Annotated in this window: 15 protein-coding genes and 2 pseudogenes; 9 read left to right on the top strand and 8 right to left on the bottom strand. The window is 73.9% G+C overall.

What is annotated here, in order from left to right; genetic code table 11:
• Nucleotides 1-23 precede the first annotated feature (23 nt).
• A complete protein-coding gene (locus tag MICAU_RS08335) occupies nucleotides 24-1,112 on the bottom strand; it encodes a GNAT family N-acetyltransferase (protein ID WP_013284863.1) in 1,089 nt (362 codons plus the stop codon).
• Between the two features lie 80 nt (nucleotides 1,113-1,192).
• Complete coding sequence (locus MICAU_RS08330) at nucleotides 1,193-1,897, bottom strand: ACT domain-containing protein (RefSeq protein WP_013284862.1); 705 nt, start codon at nucleotides 1,895-1,897, stop codon at nucleotides 1,193-1,195.
• Between the two features lie 150 nt (nucleotides 1,898-2,047).
• Here MICAU_RS08330 and MICAU_RS08325 point away from each other — a divergent pair, with 150 nt between their 5' ends.
• Both MICAU_RS08325 and MICAU_RS08320 read left to right on the top strand, forming a co-directional pair.
• Nucleotides 2,048-3,121 carry a phosphotransferase family protein gene (locus tag MICAU_RS08325; protein ID WP_013284861.1) on the top strand — a complete coding sequence of 358 codons (1,074 nt, stop codon included), beginning with the start codon at nucleotides 2,048-2,050 and terminating at the stop codon, nucleotides 3,119-3,121.
• On the top strand, nucleotides 3,122-4,333 hold the full coding sequence (locus MICAU_RS08320; protein ID WP_013284860.1) for an acyl-CoA dehydrogenase family protein: 1,212 nt from the start codon (nucleotides 3,122-3,124) through the stop codon (nucleotides 4,331-4,333).
• Between the two features lie 25 nt (nucleotides 4,334-4,358).
• On the opposite strand, the gene MICAU_RS08315 is transcribed toward MICAU_RS08320, so the two are convergent.
• The 6 genes from MICAU_RS08315 to MICAU_RS08290 all read right to left on the bottom strand — a co-directional run bounded on the left by MICAU_RS08315 (nucleotide 4,359) and on the right by MICAU_RS08290 (nucleotide 11,277).
• Nucleotides 4,359-5,405 (bottom strand): LacI family DNA-binding transcriptional regulator, encoded by a 1,047-nt coding sequence (locus MICAU_RS08315; protein WP_013284859.1) that lies wholly within the window; start codon nucleotides 5,403-5,405, stop codon nucleotides 4,359-4,361.
• Between the two features lie 82 nt (nucleotides 5,406-5,487).
• The gene (locus MICAU_RS08310) at nucleotides 5,488-6,921 is read right to left on the bottom strand and encodes a GH1 family beta-glucosidase (RefSeq protein ID WP_013284858.1); all 1,434 of its coding nucleotides are present in this window, start codon (nucleotides 6,919-6,921) and stop codon (nucleotides 5,488-5,490) included.
• Complete coding sequence (locus MICAU_RS08305) at nucleotides 6,918-7,718, bottom strand: carbohydrate ABC transporter permease (protein WP_030274682.1); 801 nt, start codon at nucleotides 7,716-7,718, stop codon at nucleotides 6,918-6,920. The genes MICAU_RS08310 and MICAU_RS08305 overlap by 4 nt, the downstream gene beginning before the upstream one ends.
• 105 nt (nucleotides 7,719-7,823) lie before the next feature.
• Nucleotides 7,824-8,804 carry a carbohydrate ABC transporter permease gene (locus MICAU_RS08300; protein ID WP_013284856.1) on the bottom strand — a complete coding sequence of 327 codons (981 nt, stop codon included), beginning with the start codon at nucleotides 8,802-8,804 and terminating at the stop codon, nucleotides 7,824-7,826.
• Between the two features lie 119 nt (nucleotides 8,805-8,923).
• Entirely contained in the window at nucleotides 8,924-10,243 is a 1,320-nt protein-coding gene (locus MICAU_RS08295) for an ABC transporter substrate-binding protein (protein WP_013284855.1), read from the bottom strand.
• 488 nt (nucleotides 10,244-10,731) lie between these two features.
• Nucleotides 10,732-11,277, bottom strand: coding sequence for a plasmid pRiA4b ORF-3 family protein (locus tag MICAU_RS08290; protein WP_041798869.1), 546 nt, complete (start codon nucleotides 11,275-11,277; stop codon nucleotides 10,732-10,734).
• A gap of 150 nt (nucleotides 11,278-11,427) precedes the next feature.
• On the opposite strand from MICAU_RS08290, the pseudogene MICAU_RS32390 reads away from it, so the two are divergent.
• The 7 genes and pseudogenes from MICAU_RS32390 to MICAU_RS08260 form a co-directional block, all read left to right on the top strand.
• Nucleotides 11,428-11,949, top strand: a pseudogene (locus tag MICAU_RS32390) (dihydrofolate reductase family protein); the annotation flags it as partial.
• 252 nt (nucleotides 11,950-12,201) lie between these two features.
• Nucleotides 12,202-12,504, top strand: a pseudogene (locus MICAU_RS32385) (dihydrofolate reductase family protein); the annotation flags it as partial.
• Between the two features lie 819 nt (nucleotides 12,505-13,323).
• Nucleotides 13,324-15,072: an ATP-binding protein gene (locus MICAU_RS08280; protein WP_013284852.1), complete on the top strand. Its 1,749-nt coding sequence runs from the start codon at nucleotides 13,324-13,326 to the stop codon at nucleotides 15,070-15,072.
• An 11-nt stretch (nucleotides 15,073-15,083) separates the two neighbouring features.
• Nucleotides 15,084-16,232: an exonuclease SbcCD subunit D gene (locus MICAU_RS08275; protein WP_013284851.1), complete on the top strand. Its 1,149-nt coding sequence runs from the start codon at nucleotides 15,084-15,086 to the stop codon at nucleotides 16,230-16,232.
• Nucleotides 16,232-18,706, top strand: coding sequence for an AAA family ATPase (locus tag MICAU_RS08270; protein WP_013284850.1), 2,475 nt, complete (start codon nucleotides 16,232-16,234; stop codon nucleotides 18,704-18,706). The genes MICAU_RS08275 and MICAU_RS08270 overlap by 1 nt, the downstream gene beginning before the upstream one ends.
• Before the next feature lie 25 nt (nucleotides 18,707-18,731).
• The gene (locus MICAU_RS08265; RefSeq protein WP_013284849.1) at nucleotides 18,732-19,703 is read left to right on the top strand and encodes a hypothetical protein; all 972 of its coding nucleotides are present in this window, start codon (nucleotides 18,732-18,734) and stop codon (nucleotides 19,701-19,703) included.
• Entirely contained in the window at nucleotides 19,703-20,560 is an 858-nt protein-coding gene (locus MICAU_RS08260) for a spermidine synthase (RefSeq protein WP_013284848.1), read from the top strand. The genes MICAU_RS08265 and MICAU_RS08260 overlap by 1 nt, the downstream gene beginning before the upstream one ends.
• The last annotated feature ends 4 nt before the right edge of the window (nucleotides 20,561-20,564 follow it).

Genomic DNA, 20,564 nt, shown 5'->3' with positions numbered 1-20,564 from the left:
GGATCCGGCCGGCGGCCGTCAGCTCAACTCGACCGCTGTGCCGGCACCGTCACCCCGGCCCGCGCGGCCGGCTCGGCCGGCGGCCGTGCGGCCAGCGGCAGCGTCGCGGTCAGCACGCCGCCGTCGCGTTCCATCGCCACCGGCCGGTCCAGCCGGCGCAGCGTCCGCAGCATCGGCGTGTTCTCGGACTGCACGTGCAGCAGCACGGCGGCGTATCCGGCCCGGTCGGCGTGGCCCACCAGGCGGCGCAGCAGCGCCGAGCCGAGGCCCCGGCGCTGCCAGTCGTCGCGGACCAGCAGCGCCGCCTCGGCCTCGTCGCCCTCGCCGAGCAGGTTCGCCATCGCCACGACCGGCTCCGCCGCCCCGCCGGAGCCCGCCGTGGCGAGCAGTGTCACGCCCCGCGCCGGTTCCAGCAGCCGGCGCAGCCGGGCCGGCGACGGGTCCGCCGCCCCGCTCAGGTAGCGCCGCTGCCGGCTGCGGGCCGAGCAGGCGGCGTGCAAGTCGCGTACGCCGGGGACGTCCTCGGCGGTCGCGGCCCGCACCGACACCTCACCGCCGTCCGGCAGCACCAGCGTGATCCGGTCGGCGTCCCGCCGGGCCAGTGTCGCCGCCAGCTCGACCAGGGCCTGCGCGCGGGCGTACTCGGCCGGGGTGAAGCTGGGCTCCCGGCGGTGCAGTTCGTGGGCGCCGCCGGCCGGGTCGGCGAGCACCATCGTGGTGCCGCCCACCCCGCCCGGCGCGGTGGCGGGCGTCGGACGCCAGGTCACCGAGTCGGCGCCGAGCAGCGTGCGCAGCACCTCGCCGGTCGCCTCCGGGTCTCGCACCAGCCGCCCGGCGAGCCCGAGCAGCCGGGTCGGCTCGTCGGCCAGCCCGCGCGCCCCGCTGCGCGCGATCCAGCAGTCCCGGCCCCGGCCCCGCTCCACGGCGGCCCGCAGCTCCGCCTCGGTCACCTGCTCGGGCGCGTCGACCAGGAAGTCGTCGACCGCGCCGGCCTCGGTGGTGTGCACCTGCACGCTGAGGATGTTGACCCCGCGCAACGCGAGGCTCGCCGTGAGCACCGACAGGTAACCCGGCCGGTCGTCCACCGTGGCTCGGATCCGCCAGAGCGCCATGGTTGTCTCCCTTCCTCGGCACCGACCATGCCGTGCGCCTGTTGCGGGCCCGTTGCCCCCGGGTGACGCGGGCCGTCCGGTCAGGTGACGGTGGTCACGGGTGGCGGGCCGACCAGGTCCAGCCGGTCGCCGAGGATCACCGCGCCGGCGCGGACGAGCTGGGCGAGCCGGTCCACCTCGGTGGAGTGGAACCCGGCGGCGGCGAGCGGTTCGCTGTGGTCACGGGCGACCACGAGCACCAGCCCGGCCCGGCCGAACGGCGCCACCGCGTAGTGGTGCCCGTCCGGGTTGGTCATGGCGCGCGCCCGCAGCGGGGTCACCTCCGGCAGCCGCGGCGGCACCGGCGCCCGCCAGCTCGCGTGCCCGATCGCGGCGACGCCGGCCTCGCCGCTGCGCGAGGCCCAGTCCAGGGGTACGACGGCGACCACCGCCCAGTCCGCGGCGAGCAGCCCCGGCACCGCGTCGACGAGCGTGGCCACCCCGTCGACCGGGTTCGCCGCCACCTGGGCGAGCAGTTCGGCGTCCTGCCCGGTGGTGGTGGGCGCGCCGATCGCCCGCCACACGCCGTCCACCCGGACGCCGGGGATCGCGGCCAGCCCGGCGAGCATCCGCTCCACCCGCGCCGCACCCGGCCAGACCACCGTGAAGTCGTCCACCGCCCGGCCGCCGAGCCGTTCCAGCACCACCACCTGCACGATGTCCGCGCCGGAGACGCCGAGTGTCCGGGCCACCTGGCCGAGCGTGCCCGGACGGTCCGGCAGGGTCACCCGAACTCTCAGCAGCATGTCTGATCCCCTCCGCTCGGCGGGCCGGCCGAGCGGCCGGCAGGCTGGGGCCCAGCCTGCCGGTTGACCATTTCGCCCCTGTTGCAAGGGCATGTCCCGCCGGGAAAACCCGACCTTGACAACAAAGCTGAGCTGCCATCAACTAATTGGATGACCGATCCGGCCGCCGATGTCGCCGCGCCCTCGACCGGTCCGGCCCCGCGCGGGCTCGACCTCGACCGGCTCGCCGCCCACCTGGCCGTCCACCGGCCGGACCTGAGCGGGCCGCTGTCGGCGCGGCTGATCGCCGGCGGCAAGTCCAACCTCACCTACCTGCTGCGCGCCGGCGACCGCGAGGTGGTGCTGCGCCGGCCGCCCCTGGGGCACGTGCTGGCCACCGCGCACGACATGGCCCGGGAGCACCGGGTGATCTCGGCGCTCGCGCCGACCGGCGTACCGGTGCCGGAGGCGCTGCTGCTGTGCGCCGACGAGAGCGTCATCGGCGCGCCGTTCTACCTGATGGCGAAGGTCGACGGCGAGGTCTACCGGCGGCGGGAGCAGACCGACGCGCTCACCGCCGCCCAGCGGCGCGACCTCGCGATGGCGATGATGGACACGCTCGCCACGCTGCACCGGGTCGAGCCGGCCGAGGTGGGGCTGGCCGACTTCGGCCGCCCGGAGGGCTACCTGGCCCGGCAGGTGCGCCGCTGGGCCGGCCAGCTCGACCGGTCCCGCAGCCGGCCGCTGCCCGGCATCGACGAGCTGCGCGACGCGCTGGCCGCCAGCGTGCCCGAGGGCGCGAACGCGGGCCGGATCGTGCACGGCGACTACCGGCTGGACAACCTGCTCGCCACCGTCGACCCGGTGGCGGTGCGGGCGGTGCTCGACTGGGAGATGGCCACGCTCGGCGACCCGCTGGCCGACCTCGGGCTGCTGCTGACGTACTGGGACGTGCTCGGCGACAGCGACCACGGCGAGGGCAACCCGGTGGCCGACGGCATCGGGCCGCGCGCCGGCTTCCCCACCGGCGCCGAACTGATCGAGCGGTACGCCGGGCGCAGCGACGTCGACGTCGGCCCGCTGCACTGGCACGTGGCACTCGGCTGTTTCAAGCTCGCGGTGATCTGCGAGGGCATCCACTACCGGCACACGCTCGGCCAGACGCTGGGCGAGGGCTTCGACCGGATCGGCGACATGGTGGCGCCGCTCGTGGCACACGGACTGCACGCGGTGAGGGAGAGCTAGATGGAGTTCGCGTACGACGACCGGACGGTCGAGCTGCGGCAGCGGCTGGAGGCGTTCCTCACCGAGTGCGTGTACCCGGCCGAGCCGGTGCACCACGAGCAGGTGGCCGCGGCCGGCGACCCGTGGGCCCGCCCGCCGGTGATGGAGGAACTCAAAGCCGAGGCGCGGGCGCGCGGGCTGTGGAACCTGTTCCTGCCCGACGCCCGCTACGGCGCCGGGCTGACCAACCTCCAGTACGCGCCGCTGGCCGAGCTGACCGGCCGCAGCCCGCACCTGGCCCCGGAGGCGCTCAACTGCGCCGCGCCGGACACCGGCAACATGGAACTGCTCGCCGAGTTCGGCTCCGAGGAGCAGCGCAAGCAGTGGCTCATGCCGCTGCTCGCCGGTGAGATCCGGTCCGCGTTCTGCATGACCGAGCCGGAGGTGGCGTCCTCGGACGCGACGAACATCGCCACCCGGATCACCCGCGACGGCGACCACTACGTGATCAACGGCCGCAAGTGGTGGTCGTCCGGGGCGATGGACCCGCGCTGCGAGATCTTCATCGTGATGGGCAAGACCGACCCGGACGCCGACCGGCACCGCCAGCAGAGCATGATCCTGGTCCCCCGGGACACCCCCGGCGTGACCGTTCGGCGCGGGATGCGGGTCTTCGGCTACAGCGACGCCCCGCACGGCGGGCACGCCGAGATCGACTTCACCGACGTCCGGGTGCCGGTGGACAACCTGGTCGGCGAGGAGGGCACCGGGTTCGCCATCGCCCAGGCCCGGCTCGGCCCCGGCCGGATCCACCACTGCATGCGCCTGGTCGGCATGGCCGAGCGGGCCCTGGAGCTGCTCTGCCGGCGCGTGCTCGACCGGATCGCGTTCGGCCGCCCGCTCGCCGAGCAGGGCGTGGTCCGCGAGTGGATCGCCGAGTCGCGGGTCCGGATCGAGCAGGCCCGCCTGCTGGTGCTCAAGACCGCGTGGCTGATGGACACCGTCGGCAACAAGGGCGCGCACAGCGAGATCCAGGCCATCAAGATCGCCACGCCGCTGATGGCCGAGTGGGTGATCGACAAGGCCATCCAGGCGTACGGCGGGGCCGGGGTCAGCCAGGACACCCCGCTGGCCGAGCTGTGGGCGCAGGCCCGCACGTTGCGCCTGGCCGACGGCCCCGACGAGGTCCACCGCGCGTCGCTGGCCCGCCGCGAACTGCGCCGCTGGTCCTGACCGCTCCCCCGTCGCCGGGGGTGGGTCAGCCGGAGGCCCGGTGGATCAGCTCGGTGTCCAGCAGCACGTGCGGGGAGGGGACCTCCTCGCCGCGGATGCGGGACACCAGCAGCCGGGCCATCTGCCGGCCCATCTCCTCCACCGGCTGGAACACGGTGGTGAGCGGCGGCTCGGCCTGACGCGCGATCGGGGCGTCGTCGAAGCCGATCACCGCCACGTCCTCGGGCACCCGGCGGCCGGCCTCGCGCAACGCGCGCAGCGCGCCGAAGGCCATCAGGTCGGAGGCCACGAACACGGCGTCCAGCTCCGGGCAGACGTCGAGCAGCCGGCGCATGGCCGCGGTGCCGCTGCCCTCGCTGAAGTCCCCGTACGCGATCAGGCCCGGGTCGACCCGGCCGCCGGCCGCGCGCACGGCCTCCTGGTAGCCGGAGAGCCGGGCCAGGCCGGCGCCCATGTCCTGCGGGCCCGCGATGGTCGCGACCCGCCGGCGGCCCTGGCGGAACAGGTGCTCCACCGCCTGCCGCGCGCCGCCGACGTTGTCCATGTCGACGAACCACGCCGGCTGCGCGTTCGGGTGCAGCATCCGCGCCGGACGGCCGCCGAGCACCGTCGGCAGGCCGCGCTCCTCCAGCAGCGTGGGCAGCGGGTCGGCGTCGTGCAGGGACAGCAGGAGTACGCCGTCCACGTGCTGGTTGGTCAGGTGGTGCTCGACCCGTTCCCGCTCGATCGGCGACTGCACCATGGCCAGCCAGAGCTGCATCGGCGTCTCCACCAGCCCGGAGCTGACGCCCCGGACGATGGCCGCGAAGAACGGCTCGGTGAAGACCCGCTCCCCCGACTCGGACACGACCAGTGCGACCGAGTCGGTCCGCTGGGTGACCAGCGCACGGGCGGCACGGTTCGGCACGTACCCCAGTTCGGCGATGGCCTGCTGGACGGCGGCCCGGGCCTCCGGACTGACCTGCGGCGAGCCGTTGACCACGCGGGAGACCGTGCCGCGCCCGACGCCGGCGCGGGCCGCGACCGCGTCGAGGGTCGGACGCCCGAGCGAGCGGGTGCGCTGCGTTGTCATCGTTGTGCTCCTCCGACGGTCGGGCGGACCCGGCACCGATTGAGGCGTCGGCGCCGGGCCGCCCGTTACTGGCTGGCCCAGCTTATTGTGCGGGCAGTCCGTTGCGTCGGATCACGTCGGCGTACCACCTGGCGCTGGACTTCGCGATCCGGGCCTGGCTGTCGTAGTCGACATAGACCATGCCGAACCGCTTCGTGTAACCCCAGGCCCACTCGAAGTTGTCCAGGAGCGACCAGGCGAAGTAGCCCTTGAGCGGCACGCCGGCCTCGATCGCGGCGTGCGCCGCGCGCAGGTGAGCGGCGAAGTAGGCCAGCCGGTCCGGGTCGTCCACCCGGCCGTCGACCAGCTCGTCGACGAACGCCGAGCCGTTCTCGGTGACGTAGAGCGGCAGGTCGGTGTACTCCCGGTGGACCCGCTCCAGCGTCTCCACCAGGCCCGGGGCGTCGATCTCCCAGTCCATGTCCGTCACCGGGACACCCCGGGTGACGAACCGGACGTCCTCGCTGCCCGGCCAGCAGGACGGCGCCCGCCAGTAGGGCTCCGGCTCCGCGCCCTCGACCGGCGCGGCCACCACGTGCCGGCTGTAGTAGTTGACCCCGACCATGTCCAGCGGCGTGGAGATGGTCGCCAGGTCACCGTCGCGCACGTGCCCCATGTCGGTGACCTGACGCAGGTCCGCGACGAGGTCCGCCGGGTACGACCCGCGCAGCACCGGGTCCAGGAAGAACCGGTTCGCCAGCGCGTCGATCCGGCGGGCCGCGTCGGCGTCCGCCGCCGACCCGCTCGCCGGGGTCACCGGGTACAGGTTGACGGTGATGCCGAGCTGCGCGTCCGGGCGGACCGCGCGTACCGCCTGCACGGCCAGGCCGTGACCGAGCATCAGGTGGTGCCCGGCCCGGACCGCGTCCGCGCCGTCCCTGCGGCCCGGCGCGTGCACGCCGGAGCCGTAGCCGAGGAACGCCGAGCACCACGGCTCGTTCAGCGTGGTGAAGTACTTCACCCGGTCACCGAGCGCCTCGGCGACCAGGTGGGCGTACTCGGCGAAGCGGGCCGCGGTGTCCCGGGCCGGCCAGCCGCCCGCGTCCTCCAGCGGCTGCGGCATGTCCCAGTGGTAGAGCGTCAGCCACGGCTCGATGCCGTGGCCGAGCAGCTCGTCGACCAGCCGGCGGTAGAAGTCCATGCCCTCCTGGTTGACCCCGCCGGTGCCGCCCGGCTGCACCCGCGGCCAGCTCACCGAGAAGCGGTACGACCGCAGGCCCAGGTCGGCCATCAGCCGCACGTCGTCAGGCATCCGGTGGTAGTGGTCGCACGCCACGTCGCCGGTGTGCCCGGCCACCGTCCGGCCCTCGGTGTGGCTGAAGGTGTCCCAGATCGACGGGGCACGGCCGCCCTCCGTCGCCCCGCCCTCGATCTGGTACGCGGCGGTGGCCGCGCCCCAGAGGAAGTCGGACGGGAAGGTGAGGGCCGGACCGGCGTCGAGGACGCCGACAGCGGGCGGGCTTGCTGGGTTGCTCACGACTTGACGGCGCCTTCCATGATGCCGCCGATGATCTGGCGGCCGAACAGAACGAACACGACGAACAGGGGCAGGGTCGCGATCAACGTACCGGCGAAGATCTGCGAGTTGTCGGCGAAGTAGGCGGTGTTGAGGCTGCGCAGCGAGATCTGGACGGTCGGGTTGGACGGGTCCGCCAGCACCACGAACGGCCAGAAGAACTGGTTCCACTGCTCCATGAAGGTCAGCAGGCCCAGCACCGCGGCGGCCGGACGCAGCGCGGGTGCCACCACGTGCCAGTACACCCGCCAGGTCGAGCAGCCGTCCACCCGGGCGGCCTCGATCAACTCGTTCGGTACCGCCTGCTCGGCGTACTGGCGCATCATGAAGATGCCGAAGCCGCCGATCAGGAACGGGACGGTCACCGACGGCATGGTGTTCAGCCAGTCGAGCTTGGCCATCAGGATGTACAGCGGCAGCACGCCGAGCTGGATCGGCACCATCATCGAGGTGAGGATGATCAGCAGCAGCGCGTTCTTGCCCCGGAAGCGGAGCTTGGCGAACGCGAAGCCGGCCAGCGAGCCGAAGAACACGGTCGCGACGGTGATCGTCCCGGAGACCAGGAACGAGTTCATCAGGCCCTTGACGATGTTGGCGTCGCTGTTGGCGAGTACCCGCTCGATGTTCTCGCCGAGCTTGCCGCCGGGCAGGAACGGCGGCGGCCAGGAGTTGGCCGCGTCGTTCGTCCGGCTGGCGATCACGATCATCCAGTAGAACGGGAACAGGGACAGCAGCACGCCGAAGATCAGGCCGATCATGGTGAGCGGGCTGGCCTTCCAGAGCCGCTCGGCCCGGTGGGCGGTCTTGATCGGCGGACTCTGCCGGGTGGGCGGGCGGACGGCGGTGGTCGTCATCTCGTCACCTCACTTGTCGGAGCTGATGCGGCGGGCGAGCAGGTAGTTGATCGCCGACATCAACGCGATGAGCACGAAGAGCACGAGCGCGACCGCCCCGGCGTAACCCCACCGGAAGCGCTGGTTCATCACGTCGAGCAGGTACATCGTGATGGTCTGGAACTGGCCCTCCGAACCACCGGAGAGACCGCCCGAGCCGCTGGTGAACAGCAGGGGCTCGGTGAACAGCTGGAGGCCGCCGATGGTGGAGATGATCAGCGTGAAGATGATCGTGGGGCGCAGCTGCGGGACCGTGATGGACCAGAACTGGCGCCGCCGGGAGGCGCCGTCCAGCGCCGCGGCCTCGTACATGTCCTTGCTGATCGACTGCATGGCGGCCAGGTAGATCAGCGCGTTGTAGCCGACCCAGCGCCAGTCGACCATGGTGGAGATGGCGAACCAGGAGGCGAAGCGGTTCGCCCGCCAGTCGATCGGGTCCAGGCCGACGCTGTCGAGCAGCCAGTTGACCAGGCCGAAGTCCTTGGCGTAGATCATCGAGAAGATCAGCGCGACCACAGCGGTCGAGGTGATGATCGGCATCGCGATGGCCATCCGGAAGAACGTCTGCGCGCGCAGCTTCCGGTTCAGCGCGTTGGCGAGCATCAGTGCCAGCAGCAGCTGGGGCACTGTGGAGAGCAGGAACATGCCGAACGTGTTGACCACCGCGTTCCAGAACTGCGGATCCTCGGTGATCAGTTCGACGAAGTTGTCCATCCCGACGAAGGAGATCGTCGAGTTCAGCGGCGACCGGTCGGTCAGCGCGATCCAGACCGTGTACGCGATCGGGTACACGCCGAACACGGCGAAGATCACGAAGAACGGCAGGACGTACAGGTACGGCGAGTACTTCAGGTCCAGCCGGGTCATCGAGGCGGCGCGGCGGCGTGTGTGCCGTGCGGCGCGGGGCGCGCCGGGCTCGGGCGGCGCCGCGGCGTGCAGGTCGAGGCTCATGGGGAGTCCTTCTCCTCGGCCGGCGTCACCCGCCACACGGGCGACGCCGGACTCTGCGGGCACCGCGGGTGGCGCCGGCAGCCAGGGCTGCCGGCGCCACCCGCGGGCGGCTCAACCGGTCACTTACCGGCGGCCGCACCGTTCTTCAGGGCCGCCTGCCACTGCTCGTCGGCCGACTTGCCCTGCTCCACGGCGCGCAGCGTGTTCTCCACGGCGGTGCGGACCGCGTTGTTCTTCGGGCCGAGGTAGACCGGCTTCAGGTCGGTGGCGCCGGCGGCGAAGATCTTGCCGACCGGGGCCTTGCTGAAGTAGTCGTTGGTCGAGTCGGCCACGGCCGGGTCGGTGAGCGCCTGCGGGTTCGAGGGCAGGTTGCCGACCGCCTTGTACGCGCCGATCTGGCCCTTGGCGCTGGTCAGGAACTTGGCCAGCTCCGCGGCCTCCTTCTGGTGCTTGCTCGACTTCGGCACGCCGAGGAAGGAGCCGCCCCAGTTGCCACCGGCGCCCGGCGCCTTGGCGATGTCCCACTTGCCGGCCGCCGCGTCACCGGCCTGGCCCTTGATGACACCGGTCATCCAGGCGGGGCAGGCGATGGTGGCGAAGGTGCCGTTCTTGAAGCCGGCGTTCCACTCGTTGGAGAACGACTGGAGGTTGTTGGACAGCCCGGCGGCGATCATCTTGGTGGTGAGCTGGTACGCGGCCTGCACGTCCGGGTTCTGGTCGATGACCAGCTTGTTGCTCTTGTCGTAGTAGGTGTAGCCGGTGCCCTGGCCCGCGATCTGCATCAGCACGACGTTGTAGAAGTTGGTCGCCGAGTCGACGAACTTGTGCTTCTTGTCGGCGGCGGCGAACTTCTGGCCGGTGGCGATGAACTCGTCCCAGGTCGGCCAGAGCGCGCCGACCTGCTCGCGGTCGGTGGGCAGCCCGGCGGCCTTGAACAGGTCGCTGCGGTAGCACAGCGCCATCGAGCCGACGTCGGTGCCGAGGCCCAGCACCTTGCCGTCGGGGGTGGTGCCCTGCTCCCACTTCCACGGCAGGAAGTTGCCCTTGAGGTCGTTCGCGCCGTGGTCGGCGAGGTTCACGAACTTGTCGGCCTGGGCGTAGAACTGGACGATGGTGCCCTCTTCCAGGGCCACCACGTCGCCGGCACCCGAGCCCGCGGTGATCTGCTGGGTCAGACGGGTGTTGTAGTCACCGAGACCGAGGCCCTTGCCCCGCTCCTGGATCTTGACGTTCGGGTGCTCCGCTTCGTACTGCTTGTACAGCTCTTCGTAGCCGAAGCCCTGGTCGCCGAAGACGTCGACGACCAGGGTGACCGGGCCGCCGCCGCTGCCGCTGTCGCCGCTGTCCGAGTCATCGCCGCAGGCGGCGGTGGTGCCGAGCACGACGACGGACGCGAGCGCGATGGCCGCGAACCGCCGACGACGGATTGGGACGCTCATCCGAGACCCCTCTTTCGGTGGTGAGGCGATATCTGCTGTGTGGTGGGGGGTGCGTTTCGCGCGGGCCGGAGCGGGCAGGAGGGAGATCCGCACCACTCTCGGGAGCGCTCCCATGAGGTTGCCGGGAGGTGACAGGGGTGTCAATAGACCGTTGGGAGCGTTCCCATTTCGTTACCGCGTCGGCATGCGGCCCCTGCGCGGGGACCGCGCGGTCAGCGGTGCGGGGTGGCGCCGCGGGTCGCGCGGTCGGTGACGCGGCAGGTGCGCGCGGTCGGTGGCCCGGCTGGTCGCGCGGTCGGTGACGCGGCAGGTGCGCGCGGTCGGTGGCCCGGCAGGTGCGCGCGGTCGGTGACGCGGCAGGTGCGCGCGGTCGGTGGCCCGGCAGGTGCGCGCGGTCGGTGGCCCGGCTGGTCGCGCGGTCGGCGGTGCAGTGGTCGCGCGGTTCGGCGGTGCAGTTGGTCGCGCGGTCGATGGCGCGAGGGATCGGGTCAGCAGCAGCGGCGCAGCAGGACGGTGGCGCGGTCCGGGTCGAACACGGCCGGATCGAACGCCGGGCCGGCCCACTCGCGCATGGTCGGATGCTCCGGATGCGCGGGATCGGCGAGCGCGGCCAGCAGGACCGCGTACCCGCCCGGACCGCCCACGTCCTCCGGCGGGCAGGCCCGCTCCCCGTCCAGGCACAGCGGGTAGCGCTCGTCCGGATCGGCGGCGCAGCAGTCCTCCACCACCAGGTCGTGCTCCCACCAGTCACCGAAGTCGTACGTGTAGCGGAACCGGTCGCCCTTGCCCACGAGCGCGTCCAGCCGGACGTCCAGCTCGTCGCGCAGCGCCAGCTCGCCGTCCGGGTCGGGCTCGCCGTACTGCCGGCCGTCCACGTCGAACGAGTGCAGGTGGCAGTCGCGCCAGCCCATCGCGTGCTGGATCACCCGGTGCAGCCGGTCCAGCGTGTAGCCGCCGGGCACCAGCACCCGCCGCCACACCGGCGGCCGGACGCCGGCCAGCGACACCATGAGCTGGAAGATCTGACGCGACACGACGTCCCATCCTTCCTGGGCATAGGCTGCCTGCATGATCTGCCGAGCCTGCCGGGAACGGCGGCACGACGACTGTCCTGGCCGGAAGTGGTGCGACTGCCAGCACCGTACCCCCGAACCCACCCCTCCGGTCACCGGTCCGGCCGGCGAATGACCGTCGGAACCCCGATCGAACGGATCTGGCCCGCACCCGTCACCGGTGCGCTCACCGATCCGCAGCTCACCGCGCTCTACGGCCGGACGGCCGGCCCGCACCTGCGGGTCAACTTCGTCGCCAGCGCCGACGGCGCGGTCACTCTGGACGGATACTCGGCCGGGCTCTCCGGCGAGCCGGACAAGCGGGTCTTCGGCCTGCTGCGGATGCTCTGCGACGGTCTCGTGGTGGCCGCCGGCACACTGCGGCACGAGGGCTACCGGGCGGTCCGGCTGAGCCCGGAACGCCGGGCGTGGCGCCGCGAGCAGGGGCTGGCCGAGTTCCCCACGCTGGTGGTCGTCTCCGGTTCGCTCGACCTCGACCCGGCGCAGGCCGCGTTCGCAGACGCCCCGGTCCGGCCGATCGTGCTCACCCACGCCGACGCCGTACCGCCGCCCGGGCTGGCCGACGTCGCCGACGTGATCCGCTGCGGCACCGACACGGCCGACGACGCTGGGCAGGCCGACGGCACCGGGCAGCCTGGTGGCGCCGGTCAGCCCGACGACGGTGCCGGACGGGTCGACGGCAGCGGCCCGCCCGACGGGACCGGGCGGATCGGCGGCGCCGGTCAGTCCGACGGCAGCGGCCGGGCCGACGGCTCCGGGCGGACCGGTGGCACCGGTCAGTCCGACGGCAGCGGCCGGGCCGACGGCTCCGGGCGGACCGGTGGCACCGGTCAGTCCGACGGCAGCGGCCGGGCCGACGGCTCCGGGCGGACCGGTGGTGCCGGGCAGGTCGATCTCGTCGCCGGCCTGGCCGAGTTGCGTCGGCGCGGGCTCGGCCAACTGCTCTGCGAGGGCGGCCCGCACCTGTTCGGCGCGCTCACCGCCGCCGACCTGGTCGACGAACTGTGCCTGACCGTGGCGCCGCTGCTCGCCGGCGCCGGGCCGGGCCGGATCACCGCCGGGGACGCCAGCGTCCCGCGTCACCTGCCGCTGCGGCACGTGCTGGCCGCCGCCGACGGCGTGCTGATGCTGCGCTACGCCCGCGACCCCGCCGAGACCCCGCCCGCCGGCGCCGCCCCCGCCGCCTGACCCACTGCGGCTCGCGGCACGCCCCACAACCCCCGACGCGCACCACGCGCTGGCGCCGCCCTCGCCGCCTGACCCGCACGCGGCACGCGGCACGCGGCACGCGGCACGCGGCACTCGGCACTCGGCACGCGGCACTCGGCACTCGGCACTCGGCACTCGGCACTCGGCACTCGGCACTCGGCACTCGAGATCTTGGTATCAAACGGCCCCTAGAGGGGCCCTTTCGTACCAAGATCTCCGCGTCGTCCTGACACGTGGGACACGACTCCCGCGGCTCGGGACGCGCAAACCGGAAACGGCGAGTTCGGGGTGGGCAGGCGACGGGTGGAACGCCATGGGTGTCATCGGCCTGCGGAGGCACCCGTGGTGTTCCACCGAGCGGCCGGGCCGGGCCGGACAGCACCGCGCCGCACCGCACCGCGCCGGGCCGCGCCGCACCGGGCCAGGCCGCGCCGGGCCAGGCCGCGCCGGGCCGGGCCGCATCTCGGCCACCCGACGGCACCGCTGGCGGTCATCGAGCGGGCCGCCCGGGAGCCTGCGGCGCCGGCGCAGCAGACGGCCCCGCAGCGGCGGGCGGCTGGCGGCGCGGCAGGCTGCGGGCGGGGCGGCGCGACGGGCGGCGGAGGGGCGGGGCGGCGGGCGGCGGAGGGGCGAACGTGGAGGAAAGGCACGCATCGTGATCGGGCGGATTCGGGTGGCTACCGTTCGGCGCACGCGTGACGTGGCGTCCGCCGCGTCGCGTGGCAACCTGTCGCATCCCTCGGGCAGGATGCACGACGTGCACCGCCAACGGTACGACCAGCCGACCGGAGACCGCCGATGACCGACGATCAGCTCGACGGGCCCGGCGAGGGTGTCGGCCGGGTGCTCGGCACCGCCGACGCCACCCCGCTCACCTTCTGGACCGCCGTCGCGCCGGGCAGCTACCTGCAACTCGACGACGTGGTGGTGACCCGTCGCGACCTGCCCGACCGTGAGCCGGTGACGATCGCCGGGGTGGTGACCCAGGTGCGCGCCCGGCACGAGGGGGCGCAGTTCGACTCCGACGTCTTCGCCATCGCCGACGGCACGCTGCCGGCGCAGGTGCAGGAGGCGGCCGAGGTGACCACCACGCGGGTCGACCCGGAGTTCTACGTGCCGCCCACACCGGGCGCGGTGGTGCACCGGGCCGAGGGTGACGCGCGGGCGCGGGCGCTGCACTTCGACCGGATGGAGCGGCGGATCCCGATGGGGATGGGCCGTGACGGCGTGCCGGTCTACCTCAACGCCGACTTCCTCGACGGCACCCGGGGCGCGCACGTGTCGATCTCCGGCATCTCCGGTGTCGCCACCAAGACCAGCTTCGCCACGTTCCTGCTCTACTCGGTGTTCCGCTCCGGCGTGCTGGGCGGCGACGCGGTGAACGCGAAGGCGCTGATCTTCAACGTCAAGGGCGAGGACCTGCTCTTCCTCGACCACCCGAACAGCCGGCTCGACGACCCGACCCGGGCGGCGTACGCGAAGCTGGGCCTGGACGCCGGCGCGTTCCCGGACGTGCGGGTGTACGCCCCGCCGCGGGTCGGCGACTCCTCCGGCACGCCGGATGTGAGCAGCCGGCTCACCGGGGTGGACAGCTTCTACTGGACGCTGACCGAGTTCTGCGCCGACCGGCTCCTGCCGTACGTGTTCGCCGACGCGGACGACGAGCGCCAGCAGTACACGATGGTGGTCCACTCGGTCGCCGCGCACCTGGCCCGCTACGCCCAGCCGGCCGACGGCGGGGTGAGCATCGACGGGGTGCGGCTCGGCTCGTACGCCGATCTGGTCGACCACGTGGTCGAGCAGCTCAACGACGACGAGACACGCGGCGAGTGGGCGGGCAGCGCGGTCGGTCTGGGCACCGTCAACGCGTTCGCCCGGCGGCTGATCGGCAGCAAGAAGGACCTGGGCCGGCTGATCCGGGGCGACCTGGCGACCCGCCGCCCTCACTCGATCAACACGGCGGAGAGCGCCCAGGTCACTGTGGTCGACCTGCACAACCTGCCTGATCGCGCGCAGCGGTTCGTGGTCGGCGTGACGCTCAAGAGCGAGTTCGAGCGCAAGGAAAAGGCCGGCACCGCCAAGCCGCTGCTGTTCGTCGTCCTCGACGAGCTGAACAAGTACGCGCCGCGGGAGGGCTCGTCGCCGATCAAGGAGGTGCTGCTCGACATCGCCGAGCGGGGCCGCTCACTGGGCGTGATCCTGGTCGGCGCGCAGCAGACCGCCAGCGAGGTGGAACGGCGGATCGTCACCAACTCGGCGATCCGGGTGGTGGGCCGGCTCGACCCGGCCGAGGCGTCCCGCCCTGAGTACGGCTTCCTGCCGCCCGCCCAGCGGCAGCGGGCGCTGCTGGCCAAGCCGGGCACGATGTTCGTCAACCAGCCGGACATCCCGGTGCCGCTCTGCCTGGAGTTCCCGTTCCCGGCGTGGGCCACCCGGGTCTCGGAGGCGGGCCGCGCGCCCTCGGAGACGCTACGGTCGATCACGCAGGCCGCCGATCCGTTCGCGGTGGTCGGCTCCGGCTCCTCCGACGACGACATCCCGTTCTAGGCGGCACCCAGATGAAGATCCTGCACACCTCGGACTGGCACGTCGGCAAGGTCCTCAAGGGGCAGTCCCGGGCCGAGGAGCACAAGCAGGTCCTCGCCCAGGTGATCGAGATCGCCCAGCGTGAGCGGCCCGACCTGGTGATCGTCGCCGGTGACCTGTACGACACCGCCGCGCCGACCCCGGAGGCGACCCGGCTGGTCACCCGGGCGCTGACCGCGCTGCGGCGTACCGGGGCCGACGTGGTGGCGATCGGCGGCAACCACGACAACGGCGCGGCGCTGGACGCGCTGCGCCCGTGGGCCGAGGCCGCCGGGATCACGCTGCGCGGCAGCGTCCGGGAGAACCCGGACGAGCACGTCGTCGACGGGGTCACCGCCGGCGGGGAGCGCTGGCGGCTCGCCGCGCTGCCGTTCCTGTCCCAGCGGTACGCGGTGCGCGCGGTGGAGATGTACACGCTCACCCCGGCCGAGGCCAACCAGACGTACGCCGACCACCTGGGGCGGGTGCTGGACCGCCTCGCCGAGGGGTTCACCGAGCCGGACCGCGTGCACCTGGTCACGGCGCACCTGACTGTGGTCGGGGCGAGCACCGGCGGCGGTGAGCGGGACGCGCACACGGTGCTCGGATACGCGGTTCCGGCGACAGTCTTCCCCGGCAACGCGCACTACGTGGCGCTGGGTCACCTGCACCGCTCGCAGCGGGTCATCGGCCCGTGCCCGATCCGCTACAGCGGCAGTCCGCTCGCCGTCGACTTCGGCGAGCAGGAGAACGTCGGCTCGGTGACGATCGTGGAGGTGACAGCCACCACGGCCGCCCGTATCCGCGAGGTGCCGGTGCCGGGCGCGGTGCCGCTGCGCACGGTACGCGGCACGCTCGCGCAGCTCGCCGAGATCGAGGCGCCGGAGGGCTGGCTGCGCGTCTACGTCCGGGAGCAGCCCCGGGCCGGGCTGCGCGAGGAGGTGCAGGAGCTGCTGCCCCGGGCGCTGGAGATCCGGATCGATCCGGATCTGGTGCCCGCGCCGGGCAGCGGGACACGGACGGCTCAGCGGGCCGGCCGGTCGCCGGGCGAGTTGTTCGGCGACTACCTGGACAGCCGCGGGCACGCCGACGAGGGTGTCCGGGAACTCTTCGACGAGCTGCTCGAGGAGGTGGAGCACTGATGCGGCCGATGCGGCTGGACATGGCCGGGTTCACGGTGTTCCGCGACGAGACGACTGTCGACTTCACCGACGCGGACTTCTTCGCGCTGGTCGGGCCGACCGGTTCGGGCAAGTCGACGGTGCTCGACGCGATCTGCTTCGCGCTCTACGGGACGGTGCCGCGCTGGGGCGGCGCCCGGGGGCTGGCGAACGCGCTGGCGCCATCGGCGACCGAGGCGCGGGTCCGGCTGGTCTTCGAGTCCGCCGGGGACCGCTACGTGGCGACCCGGGTGGTGCGCCGCGACGGCCGGGGCACTGTGAAGACCGCGAACGCCGGTCTCCAGCTCATGCCGCCGGGGTTCGACGTCACCAAGCTCGACACCGGGCTCAGCCCGGACGATCTGGGCGAGGTGGTGGCGGGCACCCCGGCCGAGATGGAGCAGGCGGTGCTGGACGCGGTGGGGCTGCCGTACGAGCAGTTCACCTCGTGCGTGGTGCTGCCGCAGGGACAGTTCGCCGACTTCCTGCACGCCAAGCCGGCCACCCGTCAGCAGATCCTGGTGAACCTGCTCGGGCTGGGCGTCTACGAGTCGGTGCAGAAGAAGGCGGTCGAGCGGGCCGGGCAGGCCGAGGCGAAGCTGGAGACCGTCGACAAGATGCTCGGCGGGCTCGCCGACGTCGACGACGAGAGTCTGACCGCCGCCCGGGAGCGGGTGGACGCGATGCGGGAACTGGCCGCAGCGGTCGCTGCCGCCGTACCCGAATGGGAGCGGGCCCGGGCGACGGCGGGTGAGCGGGCCGCGGCGCTTGCCGCCCTCGACGCCGAGCTGGGTGTGCTGGCCGGGGTGCGGCCGCCGGACGGCACCGCCGAGCTGGCGCGGGCGGTGACGCAGGCCCGGGTCGCGGCCGACGAGGCGGCGGCCGCGGTCGGGCTGGCCGAGGAGCGCGAGGAGAAGCTGCGCGGGGAGCTGGCCGCCGCCGGTGACGAGAGCGCGCTGCGGCTGCACCTGAAGGCGTACGCGGACCGGGACCGGCTGACCGCGGAGGCGGCGACGGTCCGCGCGGCGGTGGACGCGGCGCGGACCGAACACGAGGCGGCGGTGGAGGCGCTGGCGGCGGCGCGGGCGGACGCGCAGCGGGCCGAGACGGAGCTGGAGTCGGCGTTCCGCGCGCACGAGGACGCGAAGGCCGCCGACCAGGCGGTGGCGCTGCGGGCGCACCTGGTCGGCGGCGCGCCCTGCCCGGTGTGCGAGCAGACCGTCACCACGGTGCCGGCGGTGCCGAAGGGTTCGGCGGTGAGCCGGGCGATCGAGGCGGGCAAGGCGGCGCGGGCGGCGAGCGAGGCGGCCAAGCGGGTGGTGCAGGAACGCGACACCGCGGCCCGTGACTCCGACCGGGTGCTGCTGCGCGCCCGGACCCAGCACGACCAGCTCGGCGCGCGCCTGGCCGAGCTGGACGAGCAGCTCGCGGACGCGCCCGCGCCGGAGCGGCTGCGCGAGTCGCTGGCCGAGCACGCACGGCTGCGGACGGCGCTGGAGGAGGCGGCCGGCGCGGTGCGGGCCGGCCGGGAGGCGGCCCGGCGGGCGCGGGGCGCACTCGACGCCGCGCAGGAGCGGCTGCGCCGGGCCTGGCGTGACTTCGACGCGGTACGCGACGGGCTGGCCCGGTTCGGGCCGCCGGCCGCCGACCGGGACGACGTGGCGGCGGCGTGGGCGGCGCTGGCCGGCTGGGCGGGCGAGCAGGCGCAGGCGCGACGCGCGGACCGGGACGGGCTGGCCGACTCGGTGGAGGCGGCGCAGCGGGCCGCGGCCGGGGTCGCCGACGGGATCGCCGCGTTGTTCACCGCGGCGGGGCTGGACGCGCCGCAGGACGCGCCGCGCGACGTGGCGGTGGCGGTGGAGCGGGCCGAGGCGGAGTTGCGCCGGCTCGACGAGCGCCGCGAGCAGGCCGCCGGGCTGCGGGAACAGCGGGCCGGGCACGAGCACGAGGCCCGGGTGGCGCGGGCGCTCGCCTCGCACCTGCGGGCCAACAACTTCGAGCGCTGGCTGCTCACCGAGGCGCTGGACCTGCTGGTCGACGGCGCGTCGGGGATCCTGCGGGAGCTGTCCGGCGGGCAGTACGACCTGGTCCACGACAAGGGTGAGTTCTTCGTGGTCGACCACCACGACGCGGGGCTGCGGCGCGGGGTGCGCACGCTGTCCGGCGGGGAGACGTTCCAGGCGTCGCTGGCGTTGGCGCTGGCGCTGTCCGAGCAGCTCGCCGGCATGTCCACCACCGCCGCGAGCCTGGAGTCGATCGTCCTGGACGAGGGTTTCGGCACGCTCGACGCGGCGACGCTGGACACGGTCGCGGCGACGCTGGAGAACCTGGCCGCCCGGGGCGACCGGATGGTCGGCGTGGTCACCCACGTGCCGGCGCTGGCCGAGCGCATCCCGGTCCGGTTCGAGGTCCGTAAGGACGCGCGGACGGCCCGCGTGGAACGGACCGGCCTGTGACCGGCACGGGCCGGCGGAGCGCCGCGTGACCGGGCCGTCGCCGGCGTTCTTCGTCGACGCGTGGGATCCGTCGTACGGCGCGTCGTTCGAGGCGGCCGGCGGGTCCGGGCCGGCCGCGCCGAGCAGCGCGCAGGTCGACGCCGACGTCGAACTGCCGGCCACCGACTGGCGGGCGATCGGCCCGCGCGCGGGCGTGCGGGCGCCGGACGTGGTGCTGCTCGTCGACGGGGTACGCCGGATCGACGCCAGCGTCTGGACGGCCGAGGAGGACGGCGGTTCGTTCCCCGGCATCGCCGCCTCGTACGCGGCCGGTGTGGTCCGCTGCGACCTCGACCGGGGCGCCGCCGAGATGGCCGGTTCCCGGGTGGGCCGTGGCCTGTTCACGGCGAGTCCGTCGGCGCAGGACGTGGTCGCCGGGACGGTCCGCTACCCGGTGCACCGGGTCAGCGGCACCGGTGAGCTGAGCAAGCTGCCCGCGGCGGTGCAGGCGCCGCTGACCGCGCTGGAGGTGGCCGTCTCCGACGCGGTACGCACCGACGGCGACCTGCTGGTGGTGGACGGCCCGCTGCGTAGCCGGCGGAACCTGCCGCGCACGCTCGGGTACATCAAGACGCAGCACAGCCAGTACCTGGACGCCCGGCTCACGGCTGTGGTGACCGGGCTGGCGCCGGGCGAGCGCTGCCCGGTGTTCCGGCTGGGCACGGCCTGGGGCGGCTGGTCGTGGTATCTGCGGCTGCCGGTGCGCGCGGGCGCGCCCTGGGCGGGCATCGTGCGGGTGGAGTGCTCGGCCGACCTGACCGTGCCGGAGGCGATCGCGCTTGCCGACCTGTCGCTGGTGACGCTGCCCCGGTTCGCCTCGACCCCGTACAAGGATCCGCGCGCCCCGCAGAACCTGGTGCCGATCGCCGGGCTGGAACGCCGGCTGCGGGGCATGCTCGGCGACGCGCGGCTGCTGCACCGGGTGCTCACCGCCGCGGCGCGCGGGATGCGGCGCTGATGGGCCGGCGACGCGACTCCGACCGGGTGACGGCCGACGTCGACACCGGCCGGGCCGAGCTGGTGCCGGACGCCGACCGTCCGGGCTCCTGGACGCTGCTGCTCGACGGTGCGCCGCAGTCGCATGTGGATCTCGACGATCCTTCGCACCTGGAGTTCGAGTACGTCCGGCGGCTGGCCGCCGCGCTGGACCTGGTGGCGCCGGCCGGGACGCCGCTGCGGGTGCTGCACCTGGGTGGCGGCGCGCTCACCCTGCCCCGCTACGTGCAGGCCACCCGGCCCGGTTCGACGCAGCGGGTGTCCGAGGTGGACGGCGCGCTGGTGGAGCTGGTCCGCCGCGAGCTGCCCTGGCCGTCGGATCCGCGCCTGAAGGTGCGGGTGGCCGACGCGCGGGCGACGCTGACGTCGAGCCGGGACGGCGCGTACGACGTGATCGTGGCCGACGTGTTCGCCGGCGCCCGTACCCCCGCGCATCTGACCTCGGTGGAGTACGCCGCCGAGGTGGCCCGGGTGCTCGCGCCCGGCGGCAGCTACCTGGCGAACGTGGCCGACGGACCGCCGCTGCGGCACGCCCGCGCCCAGGTCGCGACGGTGCGTACCGTGCTGCCCCGGGCCTGCCTGGTCGGCGACGCGGCGGTGCTGCGCGGCCGGCGCTACGGCAACCTGGTCCTGGTGGCGTCCCGGGTGGAGCCGCCGGTTCCGGAGCTGACCCGGCGGGCGGCGGGTGACTGGTTCCCCGGCCGGGTGCTGGCCGGTGCCGAGCTGGACCGGTTCACCGGCGGCGCGGCGGTGGTCCACGACGCGGACGCCGTCGACTCCACTCCCCCACCGCCGGGAATTTTTTCGGTCAGACGTTGATCCG

This window comes from Micromonospora aurantiaca ATCC 27029 (assembly GCF_000145235.1).
Lineage (GTDB): Bacteria > Actinomycetota > Actinomycetes > Mycobacteriales > Micromonosporaceae > Micromonospora > Micromonospora aurantiaca.
Note: the sequence above shows the minus strand (reverse complement) of the source record. Positions and strands in the feature narration are given on the sequence as shown.